We start from the raw sequence: 13803 nt of genomic DNA, 5'->3' as shown, positions 1-13803 counted from the left end.
TGGCGCGTATCATGATCGACGACGGGATCGAGCGGCATCAGACCGCCGCTGTCGTGCGCCTTCTTTCCGGTCTCCTTCTTAGCTGCCCCTGAGGGCCGGCCGGGCTTCTGCCTGGGCGCTCAGGGGATCGTGCACCGCTCAGAAGACAGACCCGACGCCCAGAGCCAATAGAGCCGGGCCCGACCAGAAGGCAGAATTCCAATGACCTCCACCACCGCATCCGACCGCGTCATCATTTTCGACACCACGCTGCGTGACGGCGAGCAATGCCCCGGCGCTTCGATGACGTTCGAGGAAAAGCTCGAAGTCGCCGAGCTGCTGGAAGAGATGGGCGTCGACGTGATCGAGGCCGGTTTCCCCATCGCAAGCGTCGGTGACTTCGAGAGCGTGCAGGAGATCGCCCGTCGTTCGAAGAAGGCCGTCATCGCTGGGCTGGCGCGCGCCATTCCGGGCGACATCGCCCGCGCCGGCGAAGCGGTCCGCGTGGCCGAGCGCGGCCGCATCCACACCTTCGTCTCCACCTCGCCGATCCATCTGGAACACCAGATGCGCAAATCGCAGGAGCAGGTGCTCGACATCATCGCCGCCACTGTCGCTCAGGCCCGCAACCTCGTCGAGGATGTGGAATGGTCGGCGATGGATGCCACCCGCACGCCGCTCGATTATCTGGCCCGCTGCGTAGAGGCCGCCATCAAGGCCGGCGCCACCACCATCAATTTGCCGGACACGGTGGGCTATGCCACGCCCGAAGAATACGGCCACATGTTCCGCACCATGATCGAGAAGGTGCCGAACGCGGACCAGGCCATCTTCTCCACCCATTGCCACGACGATCTGGGCCTGGCGGTCGCCAATTCTCTGGCGGGCATCGCCGGTGGCGCACGGCAGATCGAGTGCACGATGAACGGTCTCGGCGAGCGCGCGGGCAATGCGGCGCTGGAAGAGGTGGTGATGGCGCTGAAGACGCGCCACGACGTGATGCCCTACACGACGGGCATCGAGGCGACCATGCTCACCCGCGCATCCAAGCTGGTCTCGGCCGTTACGTCGTTCCCGGTGCAGTACAATAAGGCCATTGTCGGCCGGAATGCCTTCGCGCACGAAAGCGGCATCCATCAGGACGGTATGCTGAAGAACGCCACGACTTACGAGATCATGACCCCCGCCTCGGTGGGCGTCACCAAGACCTCGCTCGTCATGGGCAAGCATTCGGGCCGCGCGGCCTTCCGCAGCAAGCTGACCGATCTGGGCTATCAGCTGGGCGAGAATGCGTTCGAGGATGCGTTCAACCAGTTCAAGGCGCTCGCGGACCGCAAGAAGCACGTCTACGACGAGGACATCGAGGCTCTGGTCGATCAGGAGATCGCACTGGCCGACGACCGCATCAAGGTGCTGTCGCTCACGGTCATCGCTGGCACGATGGGCGCGCAATCCTCGACCATCACGCTCGACGTGGAGGGCGAGCATCACACCGTGCAGGCCTCGGGTAATGGCCCGGTCGATTCCATCTTCAACGCCATCCACGAGATCGTGCCGCACGAAGCGGAGCTGGAGCTCTATCAGGTCCATGCCGTCACCGAGGGCACGGACGCGCAGGCGGAGGTTTCGGTGCGCCTCACGGAAAACGGCAAGACCGTCACCGCCCGGGCCGCCGATCCGGACACATTGGTGGCCTCGGCCCGCGCCTATGTCGCGGCGCTCAACAAGCTGATGGTCAAGCGCACCACGGTCGGCGCGCAGGTGATGAGCGCCTGAGAATCTTTCAGCACTGCAGATCAAAGGCCGCCTTCGGGCGGCCTTTTCAGTTTCAGGAAGGTTCGTCCAGCCTTCTCTGTGGCAAGCACCTGCATGTTTCGGGGGAAACGAGAGCGGCCATGACATGGTGGCCGTTCGGCAGTGCAACCTGATGGGGCACAAAGACCCGGGCAAGCTGGCCGTAAAAAACGGTTCGGTCGTTTCAAAGCGCTTGAAGAAAAAGCGGTTTCGACCAAAGATTGCAAAAGAGGCGCGTGGTTTTGACCGCAAAGACGCCGGATTCAGGGGAGTGTTCTATGCGCGGGTTTCTTGCTGCGGCGGTTGGCGCCGTGTTTCTGGCCGGTCCGGCCTTTGCCGATTACCCCGATCGCGCCATCACCATGGTTGTGCCGTTCGCTGCCGGCGGTCCCACCGACACGGTGACGCGTCTCGTCGCTGAATCGATGAGCAAGGATCTGGGCCAGCAGATCGTGGTCGACAATGTGGGCGGTGCGGGCGGTTCGCTCGGCGCGGGCCGCGTCGCCAAGGCCGATCCGGATGGCTATACGCTTTTGCTGCATCACATCGGCATGGCCACGGCGGACACGCTCTATCGCCGGCTCGCCTACAAGACGCTCGAGGATTTCGACTATGTCGGTCTCGTTACCGATGTGCCGATGGTCATCGTGTCGAAGCCCCGCTTCGAGCCAAACGATCTGAAGAGCCTCATCGAATATGTGAAGGCCAACAAGGACACGGTCACTTACGCCAATGCCGGCATCGGCGCGGCCTCGCATCTGTGCGGCATGCTGTTCATGAGTGCGATCCAGACGCCGCTCACTACGGTTCCCTACAAGGGAACCGGCCCGGCGCTGACCGATCTGATGGGCGGGCAGGTCGACTTCATGTGCGACCAGACCACGAACACCACGAACCAGATCAAGGAAGGCAAGATCAAGGCCTACGCCACGACGACGGCGGAGCGCCTGAAGAACCTGCCCGATATCCCGACGGCTGCCGAAGCCGGTCTGGCTGATTTCCAGGTCGGCATCTGGCACGGCATCTATGCGCCGAAGGGCACGCCGAAGGAGGCTCTCGACAAGCTGACGGCCGCTCTTCAGGAGGCGCTCAAGGATCCAAACGTCATCGAGCGTTTTGCCGCGCTCGGCACCGTGCCCTCGACCACCGAGGAGGCGACCCCGGCAGCGCTCGAGAAGAAGCTGAAGGACGAGGTGGCCCGCTGGAAGCCGGTGATCGAGGCTGCCGGCCAGTTTGCGGATTGATGTGACCTTTTCAACAGCCCGCTTCAGCGGGCTGTTGTTCCTCTGGCTGCGGCCGCGCCTCTGCACACCGCTTCAAGCACCTGTCACACCAGGAAAGTTCGTCCGATGGTCGTCAACAGGAAGGACCTTTTCGCGGGTCTGATCTTTATCTTCATCGGCCTGTTGTTCGGGCTCGGCACGCGCGATCTGCCGATGGGCACGGCGTTCCGCATGGGCCCCGGTTATTTTCCGCTGGTTCTGTGCGGCTTCCTCATTCTCATCGGCATCATCCTCGCGGTGCGCTCCATCGGTCGCGAAGGCGGGCCGCTCGGTGGCATTCCCTGGCGGGCGCTCCTCTTCATTCTTCCGGCCACGATCATCTTCGGCTTCGGTGTCCGCGGCCTTGGGCTCGCGCCGGCCGTCTTCATCGTAGCGTTCAGCTCGGCCTTCGCCAGCCGCCAGACGGGACCGCTCTTCGCGTTTGCTCTCGCGATCACCCTGACGGTGTTCTGCGTGCTCGTGTTTGCCTACGGCCTCGGCCTTCCGCTGCAATTGTTTGGCCCCTGGGTGAGGTTCTGATCGATGGATCTTCTCGGCAATCTCGCGCTCGGCCTGGCCACGGCGGCCCAGCCTGAAAACCTGCTCTATTGCTTCATTGGCGTGCTGCTCGGCACGCTGGTCGGCGTGCTTCCCGGGCTCGGCCCGACAGCCACCACGGCGATGCTGCTGCCCATCACCTTTGCGCTCGATCCGACGCCCGCGCTCATCATGCTGGCGGGCATCTATTACGGGGCGCAATATGGCGGCTCCACCACCGCCATCCTCATCAACATGCCGGGCGAGAGCTCTTCAGCCGTCACGTCGGTCGATGGCTACCAGATGGCGAGGCAGGGGCGGGCAGGGCCGGCCTTGGCGGCGGCTGCCATAGGCTCGTTTTTTGCGGGCACGGTCGCCACCGTTGCTATCGCCGTGTTCGCGCCTCCGCTGACGGAAGTCGCGCTCAGCTTCGGCCCGCCGGAATATTTCTCGCTGGTCGTGCTCGGTCTTGTCTCGTCCATCGCCCTGGCCCACGGCTCGGTCCTGAAGGCCCTTGGCATGATCCTGATCGGGCTGATCCTCGGCCTCGTCGGCACCGATATCTACACCGGCACGCCGCGCTTCACGCTGGACCGTCTCGAGCTTGCCGACGGCATCAATTTCGTCGCGGTGGCGGCCGGCGTGTTCGGCCTCGCCGAAATCCTGCGCAACATGGAGACGGAAAGCACGCGCGAGCCGATCATCGCCAAGGTGGCAGGCCTCATGCCCTCGCGCGAGGACATGCGGCGCATGGTGGCGCCCATCCTGCGCGGCACGGTTCTTGGTTCTGTGCTCGGCATCCTGCCCGGTGGTGGCGCCATCCTGGCGTCCTTCGCGGCCTACACCGTCGAGAAGAAGGTTTCGCGCAATCCCGAAAAGTTCGGCAAGGGAGCCATCGAGGGGGTGGCGGCACCTGAGAGCGCCAACAATGCCGGCGCGCAGACCTCGTTCATCCCGATGTTGACGCTCGGCATCCCGGCCAATCCCGTCATGGCGCTGATGATCGGCGCCATGATCATCCAGGGCATCGTGCCGGGCCCGAATGTGGCGCGCGAGCAGCCCGATCTGTTCTGGGGTCTGATCGCCTCGATGTGGATCGGCAACCTCATGCTGGTCATTCTGAATCTGCCCCTGATCGGCATTTGGGTGCGCTTGCTGCGTATTCCTTATCGCGCATTGTTCCCGGCCATCCTCGCTTTCGCTTCCATCGGCGTCTGGTCGGTCAACGGCAATCCGTTCGATCTCTATGCCATCGCCCTGTTCGGCTTCGTGGGCTGGATCCTCTTGAAGCTCGATTGCGAACCCGCGCCGCTTCTTCTGGGCTTCGTGCTCGGCCCGCTTCTGGAGGAGCATCTGCGCCGCGCCATGATCATTTCGCGCGGCGATCCCACGATCTTCTTCAATTTCTCGCAGCGGCCCATCAGCGCCACTTTGCTGGTTCTCGCTGCGTTGGCCTTGGTCATCGTCTTCCTGCCGGCGGTGAAGAAGAAGCGAGAAGAGGTGTTCGTCGAAGAGGAAGGCTGACATTCGGCGTCTGGCCCGTCTCCTCAGAGCGGGCTATAGCCGTCCTTCAGGACCAGAAGTGAGGACGCCATGCGCACCGAGAAGGAAAAGATGCTGGCGGGCGAGCTCTACCGCGCCAGCGATCCCGAATTGCAGGCAGATCTCGCCGCAGCCAAAGTGTGGATGGTGGCTTACAATTCTGCGCTCGCGATGCCGACGGAGCAGCGTCGGGCGCTCCTGGCCGAGCGCCTTGCCGAGGTGGGCGAGGGCGCGGTGATCCGGCCGCCGTTCCATTGCGATTACGGCACCAACATCCGTCTCGGTCGCGACGTCTTCCTCAATTTCAATTGCGTGATCCTCGACGTGGTCGGGGTCACCATCGGTGACGGCACCCAGATCGGCCCTGCGGTTCAGATCTATACCGCCGACCATCCGCGCGATCCGGAAGAGCGCCGTTCGGGCCTCGAGTTTGGGCGGCCCATCGATATCGGCCGCAATGTCTGGATCGGCGGCGGTGCCATCATCCTGCCGGGTGTCACCATCGGGGACGATGCCCTGATCGGGGCCGGGGCCGTGGTCACGCGGGATGTTCCGGCCGGCGTCAGTGTCGTCGGCAATCCGGCTCGCCAGATCCGAAACTAATTCACGGAAACGTCGCAAGATCGCTGGACATCGGCGGGTGGTTTTGCTACCCACCGGCTCGCGGCGAGCACGGCTCTCCGCAGGCGGGCGCATAGCTCAGTTGGTAGAGCAGCTGACTCTTAATCAGCGGGTCCTAGGTTCGAGCCCTAGTGCGCCCACCATCCCAACTCCTTGAGTTGGTTGGTGTTTCTTCCCCGCCTCAAAATCTCCCCACGAGAACGCAGATAGAACATCCGACCCTTTTAGCGGGTCGTAAAGTCGGACGTCCGACTCATCGTTAGGTCTTAAAGTCTCGCGTAGGACTCTCAGCGTTTTCGTGACCTTCCTGTCTGGGGCGAACATCGATGCGGGCGAAACCGATCGAGACCCGTGCTGGCGGGCAAGGGATCTCGGCCGTTGCGGTCGGGCCGCGACCGGCAAGCTGGCGTCAGCCCTCACCAGGGCACGTGCAGGATTTCGACCCGGGGCAGGCCGATGGGCTGGATGCCAAGATCGCACGCCAATTGCCCAAACCCTTCCGTTTCGATCAATTGCTTGTAGGGCAGTTCGGGGAAGCGCAGCCCTCCTCGATGGAGCGCCGCATCGACGAGCAGCATTGTGCCGCCGACGCCGTTCAGCGTGACGCGCTCGCTGTGGCGAAGATCGCTGAGGTGGAATCGAAACAGGCGGCTGCGGTCGGGACGCGGTTGGAACAGGCCGTCCTGGATCGCGCTGTAATATTCGTAATGATACTCCCGCAGCAGCGGTCTGCTGAGGAAGCTGTTGCGGTCGAAGCTGTCGCCGCCCGGCACGGTGACGCAATTTGGCACCACGATGCGGGCTTGCGCGGCGCGCAATTGGTGAACGATATCCGATGCGAACCGCCACACGTCGACGTCGATCCACAACGCCCAATCGTCGGTCTCGTCGAGTCCGTGATCGATCAGATGATTGCGCACCGCGGCAATTCCCGCACGACGCGCGCGCTGAAGCGAGCGACGGGCGCGGTGCTCCCGCTCCATGCGTGTTCCGAGATCCTTGCGCAGAACGATCACATCCCGATAACGACCGCGCAGCGGCTCCACGAGCCGTGTGAGCACTTCGAACGTGTCGTCGCGGCTGTCACCCTCGCAGAAAACGAGCTTCACCTGCTCCGTAGGAAGGTCGAGCTTCTCGATCGCGCTCAGGAAGGATGCGACATGCTGAGCTGCGTCGCGCAGCGGCACGAGGATGGCGATGTTTTCGCCGTCCGGAGGAGGGCGGTTCAGGCTTTCCGGTGAGACACCGGCCTGCGCGGCCCGGGGATCGAGATGTTCGCCGGCGGTCAGGCGTGCTCTCATCCGGAAGAATCTTTTCATCCATTGACGCCGTTGTCGGGTGATCCAGCGGCGAGGTTTCGGCCGCCACCATGTGCCCGCCCAATGGTGAACGGCGTAGCATTGGGTGCCGTGAGCAGCCTCCGCAATTCGTCCATGGGCGTCGACAGGGTTGAAGAGGTTGGCTTCCTCGATCCGGATCGTGTCCGTGAAAGGGTACGAAAAAATTGTCGCTGTCAGCAGGCAAGGCCCGGTGGAATCCAGCACGTCTGGGCTGTGGCGCAGTTCCTCCATTCGCTCGAGCAGATGAAGCCAGAAGGGGTGCCCGGGCGGGCTGGCCATCACGCCGTTGAACAGAAGATTCGGCAGGCCACGATCCGTTCCTGCGAAACGATGGGCTTCGGGCTCCTCGCACAGAATGATCCGATCATCATCCATCAGCGGGTCAAGTGCTTGTCGGCACTCGGTATCTATGTCCGCGTAAATGCCGCCGAAATGGTGGAGGAGCATGTAGCGGGCGGCGTCTGCGCGCTGAACACCTTGGGGATAGCTGCAGAACGTCGCGAGATGATGCGGGTAGAATTCACCCACGAAGTCGATCAGGTCCCGATCTGTCCAGAATAGATATGTATACTCTGGGTTGTGGGCTGTCCAAGTCTGGCAAAATTCATGAAATTCTTCGGGAACCTTCCGTGTCTTCCACGTTTGATGGATGATCTTCGGTATCATCTTGTTCCCCAGCTCTTCGGCGTGTCCCATTCAGATCCGCACTCTCATCGTAATCGCCGATCCGCTGTCTTCGCGAAAGTCAGGCGCCGATCTGCGCAATTCCTTGCATACCGATGTGTTGGCAGAGCTTGGAGAGACGCAACGCGTCAGCCTCTATGGGGGCGCCGAATCTTTATCAGAGGGGGCTGCCGGCTTCATCGGGAAACGACCGGCCAAGGCATATTGGCGCAATGGAATTTTCCAGCTGGAGCCGGGAGAGAAGGCCCGCTTCGCGGGAATCCTCGCCGATCGGGCGCCAGATCTTGTCATCGTGGAGGGCGCTGCGTTTCAGCAGATCTTCCCGGTATTGGCGGACTATGGCTGCCGGGTGGTGGTGGACATGCACAATGTCGAGTCCGGGCTCGCACGCCAGCTTGCGGCAAGCATCCCCTGGCACCGCCCCTTCCGGAAGCGTCAGATGGCCTCCGTCGAGTCTGCGTTGCAGGAGGCAGAGCTCCGCGCCGGCGAAATGGCGGACGCGCTTTGGGTGTGTTCGGAAATTGATCGCGCGCGTCTTCTCCAATTCGTGCCGCATCGCGCCGTACGCGTGGTGCCGAATGCGACGCCGGAGGGCGTCATTGCCAAATCATCACCGCATCGCGCCTCATGGCAGCCTCGGCTCCTTTTCGCGGGCCATCTCAGCTACCGGCCGAACGTCCTTGCCGCGCGCGAATTGGCTGACGAAATATTGCCGTGTCTCCTGCGTCTGAACCCGGAGGCCTCCATTGTGATCGCCGGGCGGTCGCCGTCATCGAAGGTGCGGCGTCTGGCGAGCCACCGCGTTTCGATCAGCGCCGATCCACCGGATATGGCGCCTCTCCTGGCGCAAGCCGATTTTGCCGTCGTGCCTTTGCGGCAGGGCGGCGGCACCCGCATCAAGATCCTGGAGGCGATCGAAGCCGGGCTGATCGTGGTTGCGACCGCTCAGGCGGTGGAAGGGCTCGATCTCGTGCCCGGCGAGCATTACGTCCTTGCAGAACGCGCACAGGATATGGCGGATGCCATCCATCGCCTTGTCCAGGATCCCTCCGAGGCGGAGAGGATGGCCCATGAGGCCCGCGCCCATGCGGCTGAGCGTTATTCGCGTGACGTCGTGAAGCGGATCGTCGCCGACGAGATCCTGCGTGTTGTCGATTGCAGCTGCGCGCGGCCCGGTTATCCTATCCGGCGGCCTGCCGCATGCGAGACCCGTCCAGCAAGCTCTGCATGACGGATGCCGGTACCGGGCGGCCGTGCAGCCATCCCTGAATGTGGGTGCAGCCGAACAATTTCATCACCCGCGCTTGATCCTCGGTTTCCACGCCTTCTGCCGTCACGGAGAGCTTGAGCGCGAGGCCGAGCGCCACGATGGCCCGCGCCAGATCGGCGGCTTCCACGTCGGTCGCCACCTTTTCCACGAAGGAACGGTCGATCTTGATGGCGTCGAGTGACAATCGCTGCAGATAGCCGATGCTCGCAAAGCCGCAGCCGAAATCGTCGAGCGCGATCCGCACGCCGATCGACCGGAGGGATTGCAGAATCCGCTCGGCATCATCGGGGCGGCGCAATAAATAGCGTTCGGTGATTTCGAGTTCGAGCCGATGGGCGGGGAAGCCCTCCGCCTCCAGTATGGCTTGGACGCGGCTGCCGAGCCCCCGGTCCCAGAACTGGGCCGGCGACAGATTGACCGACAGGTCGACATCCCAATCCCGTGCGGCACGGCAGGCCTTGATCAGCACGTTGCGCCCCAGCCGCGTGATCAGTCCGCTCTGCTCCGCGACGGGGATGAACTTGTCCGGAGGAATGGCGCCGAGAACGGGGTCGGTCCAGCGCGCGAGCGCCTCCACGTTGACGATCTTGCCGGTGCGGGCGTCGACGATCGGCTGAAAAACCACGTCGATCGCGTCATTGTCGATGGCAAGTCGCAGCGAGCCTTCGATCTCGCGCCGTAGCTCGATTTCCCGGTTCATCTCCGGGTCGTAATGGCACCAGCCGTTCTTGCCGTTGGTCTTCGCAGCATACATGGCGAGATCGGCGCGGCGGATGATCTCCTCCTCGTCGATCGGCTCATAATTGCCGGCGATCCCGATGCTGGCACCGACTGCGATGTTGTAACCGCTTACACGAAACGGCGCGTCGAACTCGCGAAGGATACGGTCGGCGATCTTTTCGACGGCCTTGCCTTCGATTTCCAGGATCAGCACTGCCAGCTCATCCCCGCCGGCACGCACGATCAAATGCTCCGGCCCCACAGCGCGGGACAAACGCACGGCCGATTCGCGTAGCAATTCATCGCCGGTCGCGTGGCCGTACACATCATTGGTTTCCTTGAACCCGTCGAGATCGATGTACAGCAGGTGGAACGGGTGATCGGGGGAGATGCTGCGCAATCGGCCCAGCAGCTCGCGGCGGTTTGGAAGCCCCGTCAGGCTGTCGTGATTGGCGAGGTATTGGGCCTTCTGCTTGCTGCGGTGCAGGGCCTCGGTCGCCATGCGCGCACGTTGCAGGATTGCCCAGGCCGCGAGCAGCGATATCAAGCCGATCAGGACGAAACCGGGCAATATCCTCCGCATCAATTCCCGGCCAGGGCTCTCCACGTGCCACGTCAGATAGGCGAGGATGTTGCCGTCCCGGTCCCGGATCGGCTGAAATTGTGTGTCCTCGGCGGGGGTTGCAAAGGAGAGCGCCAGAGCCTTCGTCTGTTGGCGGTTTCGCCAGATCTGCAGATAGGAGGGGCTCAATTCCTTCGCGATGACGATCGAGAGATCGCGCCCCGGCAGCAGTTCGACCTTGTTTGTCAGCGGCAGGATGTGGGCTGCGGAATAGAGGAACAGGCGATCTCCCTGACGGGAAAAGCCGCCGGTGATCGGCAGCTGATCGTCACCCACAATATTGAGGCTGCGTAGTCCCTGCACGGCACCTTGGCCGAGTTCGTCGGAAATCGCGGTTGGCTGTTCCGTCGGGGATTTCGTAGAGGACGAATAGATCGTGCGAGAGGACAGATTGTCGATGACGAACAGGTGCTCGTATTCCTGGAACGTCACGAGATAAGCGGCGATGTTGTCGTCGATCCACTCGCGGTCGAAGGCGATGGCGATATGGCGGACGGCGTCGTCCCAGATCGCGTAATCCTGAAGATCGCGGATTGCCACTTCCACAGCGCGCGCCGTTGCGCTGTTCACGGATTGGCGCTCACGCTCCGCCTCCATCTGATCCTGTGTGGCGGTCATGGAGTACAGCAGGCCGAACAGGCACCCGAAAGTGGTCCCGAGCAGAAGCACGACGGGAATGAAATATTGCTTCGGAAAATAACGCCGGAGCATGGTCATGCCCGATCCCGATCTGATGCGGCCGAAGCACAGGCTATCTTCAGCTTATTAAGAACAATTCTTCGAGCGGGTGAAAACACGAGGGTATTTTCCAGGAAACAGAAACCTTCCTCACGCGTTTCCCTCCACGGATTCGTTCCGCTTCGAGACTTGCTGGAGGATTAAACAATGTTGCGCATTGCATCGGCAACGGCCTTGGCGGCCGCCCTGATCGGTTCCACTTTCCTGATGAGCTCTCCCGCCGACGCGCAGCGCGGCCAAAGCAATGCCGAGCGTCATCGTCAGGTGGAGCGTTATTGCGCTCGCAATCCGCGCGATCGCGATTGCCGGAATTATCGCCGGGGTGGCCGCCACAGCGATGAGACGCTGGGTTCGCTGTTCAACAAGGCCGGTCGTGCCGTCGTCGGCGGGGCTCGTGCCGTTGGCCAGACGATCGCGAACACCGCCTGCGATGTGCGCTACAAGACCTATGATCGTCGCACCAACACCTATGTCGGCCGTGACGGCCGCCGCCATCGCTGCGATTGATCGGCGCGCAATGAACGAAGCCCGTCCTTCCGGACGGGTTTTTTTACTTGTTCTTGGCCGGGGCGTTCAGGAGAGGCGCAAGAAGCCGCGCCTCTGAAAACAGCGCCGCAGGCAGGGGCGGCAGCGGATCGCGTTCCACCACGACGAGGCCGATCGTGTGGGAAACCTCCGGCTCCACCAGCGGAATGGCTCGCACATTCGCCGGCAGATCGAACATGTCGGCGAATTTCCGCGGCATCACGCTCGACCATTGGCCAGTCCGCACATGGGCGACGAGCGCGGTCAATGAATCGCTCTCCAGCGAAGGCGCCGCATCCGCGCCGACCTCGCGCAGCATGTTGTCGATGATCCGCCGGTTCTGCATGTCCGCCGACATCAGGCACAGCGGAAGCTGTCCAGCCTCTGCCCAGGTCACCCGTTCCTTGCGGCCCACGGGGCTGTCCACCGAGGTGAACAGGCGGAATTCCTCGCGGTAAAGCGGTACGCTTTTCACGCGGCCAAGCGGCTCGTTGTCGAGATAGGTGATGCCCGCGTCCACATCGAGATTTTCGAGCTGGGTCAGGATCGACAGCGAACTGCGCGAGATGATGTTGAAGGTGACGTTGGGGTGCCGTTGCCGGAAGGGCGTGGTCAGCGCCGCCAGCATGGGCAAGGCCGTGGGGATGGTGGCGATGCGGAGGCGGCCGGACAATCCCTTGCGCAGCGCCTCCACCTCCTGGCGCATGGCGCGGCTGTCGCCGACGATACGGCGGGCCCAGTCGAGCACGCGCTCACCCTCAGCCGTAAAGCCCTGAAAGCGCGAGCCCCGGTCCACCAGACGCACGCCCAGTTCGTCCTCGAGCTGTTTCAGCCCGGCGGAAAGGGTTGGCTGCGTGACGCCGCAGGATTCCGCGGCTCGCCCGAAATGACCCTCGCGGGCCAGCGCCAAGATGAATTCAAGCTTGTCTATCAACGCCTCAAAACCCGCGAACCCGTTGTTCGAATCTTTCTTAGACGAGTTCGGGGAAGGCGCGAAGACTGAAGGTTTTACGGAGATATACCGCGAAGGCGGCTGACCGAGACGGACACGGTCCGCCTCGGCTCTCGCATCAATCGACCTTGCTGACATCAACGCCGATGGTCACGGCGCCGATATTGGTGTCACCCTCTGTGATGGGGAGGGATACTTGCGATATCTTGACCCCGTCCTCCTCGACGATGGGAAGCACCTCCACACCGTCGGCACCGCCGGCAAAGGTCTTCTGCCATTTGCCTTCATCGCCCTGGTAGAAGTCGGAAGTGCCCCCGGTCTGGCCGACATTCCAGCCCCAGCCGTCCATGACGAAGATTTCCGTCACCGCGCCCTTGGGGGCTTTTTCGAGCTGGGCCTGCAGGAATTTCGAGGTGGCGCTGCCGCGGATTTCCGAGATGGTCTTTTCGCCGGCTGCCATGTGCTCAGCCGCGCTTTTCTTGTCGAGGCCAGCCAGATCCTCGGTCAGTTTGGTGGCCGCTGCTGCCGTCTTTTCGTCCGTCTTGCCCTTCGTTCGGGCCAGCTGCCATTCCTTGTCCTGAATCTGGACGTCGTCATAGCCCAGCCCCTTCGATTTGGCGGTGGAAGCCTTGATGGCCTCGTGCAGCTTCGGATCATTGCCCCAGCTTTTCAGGAAGGTGCGGGCATATTGCTCCACCTTCTTGGCATGGGACATGTCCGGCTCGGCTTCCTGCGCCAGCGCGAGGCTGGGAGCGAGGACGAGCGCAAGCGTCGCCAGAGAGGCGAATGCGTACGTTTTCATGGTGTTTCCCCTACGTGAAGAGCTCTTGATGGCTCTTGCGAGAGGAAGGCTAGCACAGTGCTTCCGGCCTGCAAGCGGGAGTTGGTATATTGTGCATTTGCACGCCGTCAGGCGGCGTAGTCGAGTTCCTGAAGGGTGTGGCGCGGCTTCATGCCCAGCATCTTGCGGGCGGCGCGACGGGCCTCGTCGGGCGTGTCGAACAGCTTGCCGTCGAGTTCGAACGTCTCGGGCAAAGCGGCATGAAAACGGTAAGTCCCGCACACGGGATCGCGGGCGACGAGACCGAGAGCCCGGTCATCGATCTCGATCATATAGACGTCCGACATGAGCGGCCTTGAACCTCCGATACGCGAAACTTGGACGGGAACAGCGCTGGCAAACGCCAATGCCGTCAAAATGTTCCTCGGAATCGCAT

12 protein-coding genes and 1 tRNA gene are annotated in these 13803 nt (G+C 62.6%); 8 read left to right on the top strand and 5 right to left on the bottom strand.

All coding sequences use genetic code 11. The features are described from left to right. Positions 1 to 201 precede the first annotated feature (201 nt). The 6 genes from ACQ6S1_RS03540 (at position 202) to ACQ6S1_RS03515 (ending at position 5878) form a co-directional block, all read left to right on the top strand. Positions 202 to 1755 carry a 2-isopropylmalate synthase gene (locus tag ACQ6S1_RS03540; protein ID WP_445039762.1) on the top strand — a complete coding sequence of 518 codons (1554 nt, stop codon included), beginning with the start codon at positions 202 to 204 and terminating at the stop codon, positions 1753 to 1755. 296 nt (positions 1756 to 2051) lie between these two features. Continuing rightward, entirely contained in the window at positions 2052 to 3017 is a 966-nt protein-coding gene (locus ACQ6S1_RS03535; protein ID WP_445039761.1) for a tripartite tricarboxylate transporter substrate binding protein BugD, read from the top strand. 105 nt (positions 3018 to 3122) lie between these two features. Further along, a complete protein-coding gene (locus ACQ6S1_RS03530; protein WP_445039760.1) occupies positions 3123 to 3575 on the top strand; it encodes a tripartite tricarboxylate transporter TctB family protein in 453 nt (150 codons plus the stop codon). 3 nt (positions 3576 to 3578) lie between these two features. Beyond that, positions 3579 to 5096, top strand: a complete 1518-nt coding sequence (locus ACQ6S1_RS03525) for a tripartite tricarboxylate transporter permease (RefSeq protein ID WP_445039759.1) — start codon at positions 3579 to 3581, stop codon at positions 5094 to 5096. Between the two features lie 69 nt (positions 5097 to 5165). Then, positions 5166 to 5717, top strand: a complete 552-nt coding sequence (locus tag ACQ6S1_RS03520) for a sugar O-acetyltransferase (RefSeq protein ID WP_445039758.1) — start codon at positions 5166 to 5168, stop codon at positions 5715 to 5717. 85 nt (positions 5718 to 5802) lie between these two features. Then, positions 5803 to 5878: transfer RNA gene (locus tag ACQ6S1_RS03515), tRNA-Lys, on the top strand. Positions 5879 to 6151: 273 nt separating this feature from the next. Here ACQ6S1_RS03515 and ACQ6S1_RS15400 read toward each other — a convergent pair. Then, the gene (locus tag ACQ6S1_RS15400) at positions 6152 to 7741 is read right to left on the bottom strand and encodes a glycosyltransferase (protein ID WP_508162243.1); all 1590 of its coding nucleotides are present in this window, start codon (positions 7739 to 7741) and stop codon (positions 6152 to 6154) included. 103 nt (positions 7742 to 7844) lie between these two features. Here ACQ6S1_RS15400 and ACQ6S1_RS03500 point away from each other — a divergent pair, with 103 nt between their 5' ends. Continuing rightward, positions 7845 to 8990, top strand: coding sequence for a glycosyltransferase family 4 protein (locus ACQ6S1_RS03500; RefSeq protein ID WP_445039757.1), 1146 nt, complete (start codon positions 7845 to 7847; stop codon positions 8988 to 8990). Here ACQ6S1_RS03500 and ACQ6S1_RS03495 read toward each other — a convergent pair. Next, on the bottom strand, positions 8941 to 11088 hold the full coding sequence (locus ACQ6S1_RS03495) for a putative bifunctional diguanylate cyclase/phosphodiesterase (RefSeq protein WP_445039756.1): 2148 nt from the start codon (positions 11086 to 11088) through the stop codon (positions 8941 to 8943). The two genes, ACQ6S1_RS03500 and ACQ6S1_RS03495, sit on opposite strands and share 50 nt — an antisense overlap. Positions 11089 to 11256: 168 nt before the next feature. On the opposite strand from ACQ6S1_RS03495, the gene ACQ6S1_RS03490 reads away from it, so the two are divergent. Next, a complete protein-coding gene (locus tag ACQ6S1_RS03490) occupies positions 11257 to 11616 on the top strand; it encodes a BA14K family protein (RefSeq protein ID WP_445039755.1) in 360 nt (119 codons plus the stop codon). 43 nt (positions 11617 to 11659) lie between these two features. On the opposite strand, the gene ACQ6S1_RS03485 is transcribed toward ACQ6S1_RS03490, so the two are convergent. The 3 genes from ACQ6S1_RS03485 to ACQ6S1_RS03475 all read right to left on the bottom strand — a co-directional run bounded on the left by ACQ6S1_RS03485 (position 11660) and on the right by ACQ6S1_RS03475 (position 13714). Further along, positions 11660 to 12568 (bottom strand): LysR family transcriptional regulator, encoded by a 909-nt coding sequence (locus tag ACQ6S1_RS03485; protein WP_445039754.1) that lies wholly within the window; start codon positions 12566 to 12568, stop codon positions 11660 to 11662. Positions 12569 to 12704: 136 nt separating this feature from the next. Beyond that, positions 12705 to 13388, bottom strand: coding sequence for a hypothetical protein (locus tag ACQ6S1_RS03480; protein WP_445039753.1), 684 nt, complete (start codon positions 13386 to 13388; stop codon positions 12705 to 12707). Positions 13389 to 13495: 107 nt separating this feature from the next. Further along, complete coding sequence (locus tag ACQ6S1_RS03475) at positions 13496 to 13714, bottom strand: hypothetical protein (RefSeq protein ID WP_445039752.1); 219 nt, start codon at positions 13712 to 13714, stop codon at positions 13496 to 13498. Positions 13715 to 13803: the final 89 nt, after the last annotated feature.

It is taken from the genome of Terrihabitans aquatilis (assembly GCF_052542005.1).
Note: the sequence above shows the minus strand (reverse complement) of the source record. Positions and strands in the feature narration are given on the sequence as shown.

Excerpts from the sequence above, each read along its gene's own strand:
- ACQ6S1_RS03535 (WP_445039761.1), top strand. The coding sequence starts at position 2,052 with ATGCGCGGGTTTCTTGCTGCGGCGGTTGGCGCCGTGTTTCTGGCCGGT.
- ACQ6S1_RS03530 (WP_445039760.1), top strand. The coding sequence starts at position 3,123 with ATGGTCGTCAACAGGAAGGACCTTTTCGCGGGTCTGATCTTTATCTTC.
- ACQ6S1_RS03525 (WP_445039759.1), top strand. The coding sequence starts at position 3,579 with ATGGATCTTCTCGGCAATCTCGCGCTCGGCCTGGCCACGGCGGCCCAG.
- ACQ6S1_RS03490 (WP_445039755.1), top strand. The coding sequence starts at position 11,257 with ATGTTGCGCATTGCATCGGCAACGGCCTTGGCGGCCGCCCTGATCGGT.
- ACQ6S1_RS03520 (WP_445039758.1), top strand. The coding sequence starts at position 5,166 with ATGCGCACCGAGAAGGAAAAGATGCTGGCGGGCGAGCTCTACCGCGCC.
- ACQ6S1_RS03475 (WP_445039752.1), bottom strand. The coding sequence starts at position 13,714 with ATGTCGGACGTCTATATGATCGAGATCGATGACCGGGCTCTCGGTCTC.
- ACQ6S1_RS15400 (WP_508162243.1), bottom strand. The coding sequence starts at position 7,741 with ATGATACCGAAGATCATCCATCAAACGTGGAAGACACGGAAGGTTCCC.
- ACQ6S1_RS03495 (WP_445039756.1), bottom strand. The coding sequence starts at position 11,088 with ATGACCATGCTCCGGCGTTATTTTCCGAAGCAATATTTCATTCCCGTC.
- ACQ6S1_RS03480 (WP_445039753.1), bottom strand. The coding sequence starts at position 13,388 with ATGAAAACGTACGCATTCGCCTCTCTGGCGACGCTTGCGCTCGTCCTC.
- ACQ6S1_RS03540 (WP_445039762.1), top strand. The coding sequence starts at position 202 with ATGACCTCCACCACCGCATCCGACCGCGTCATCATTTTCGACACCACG.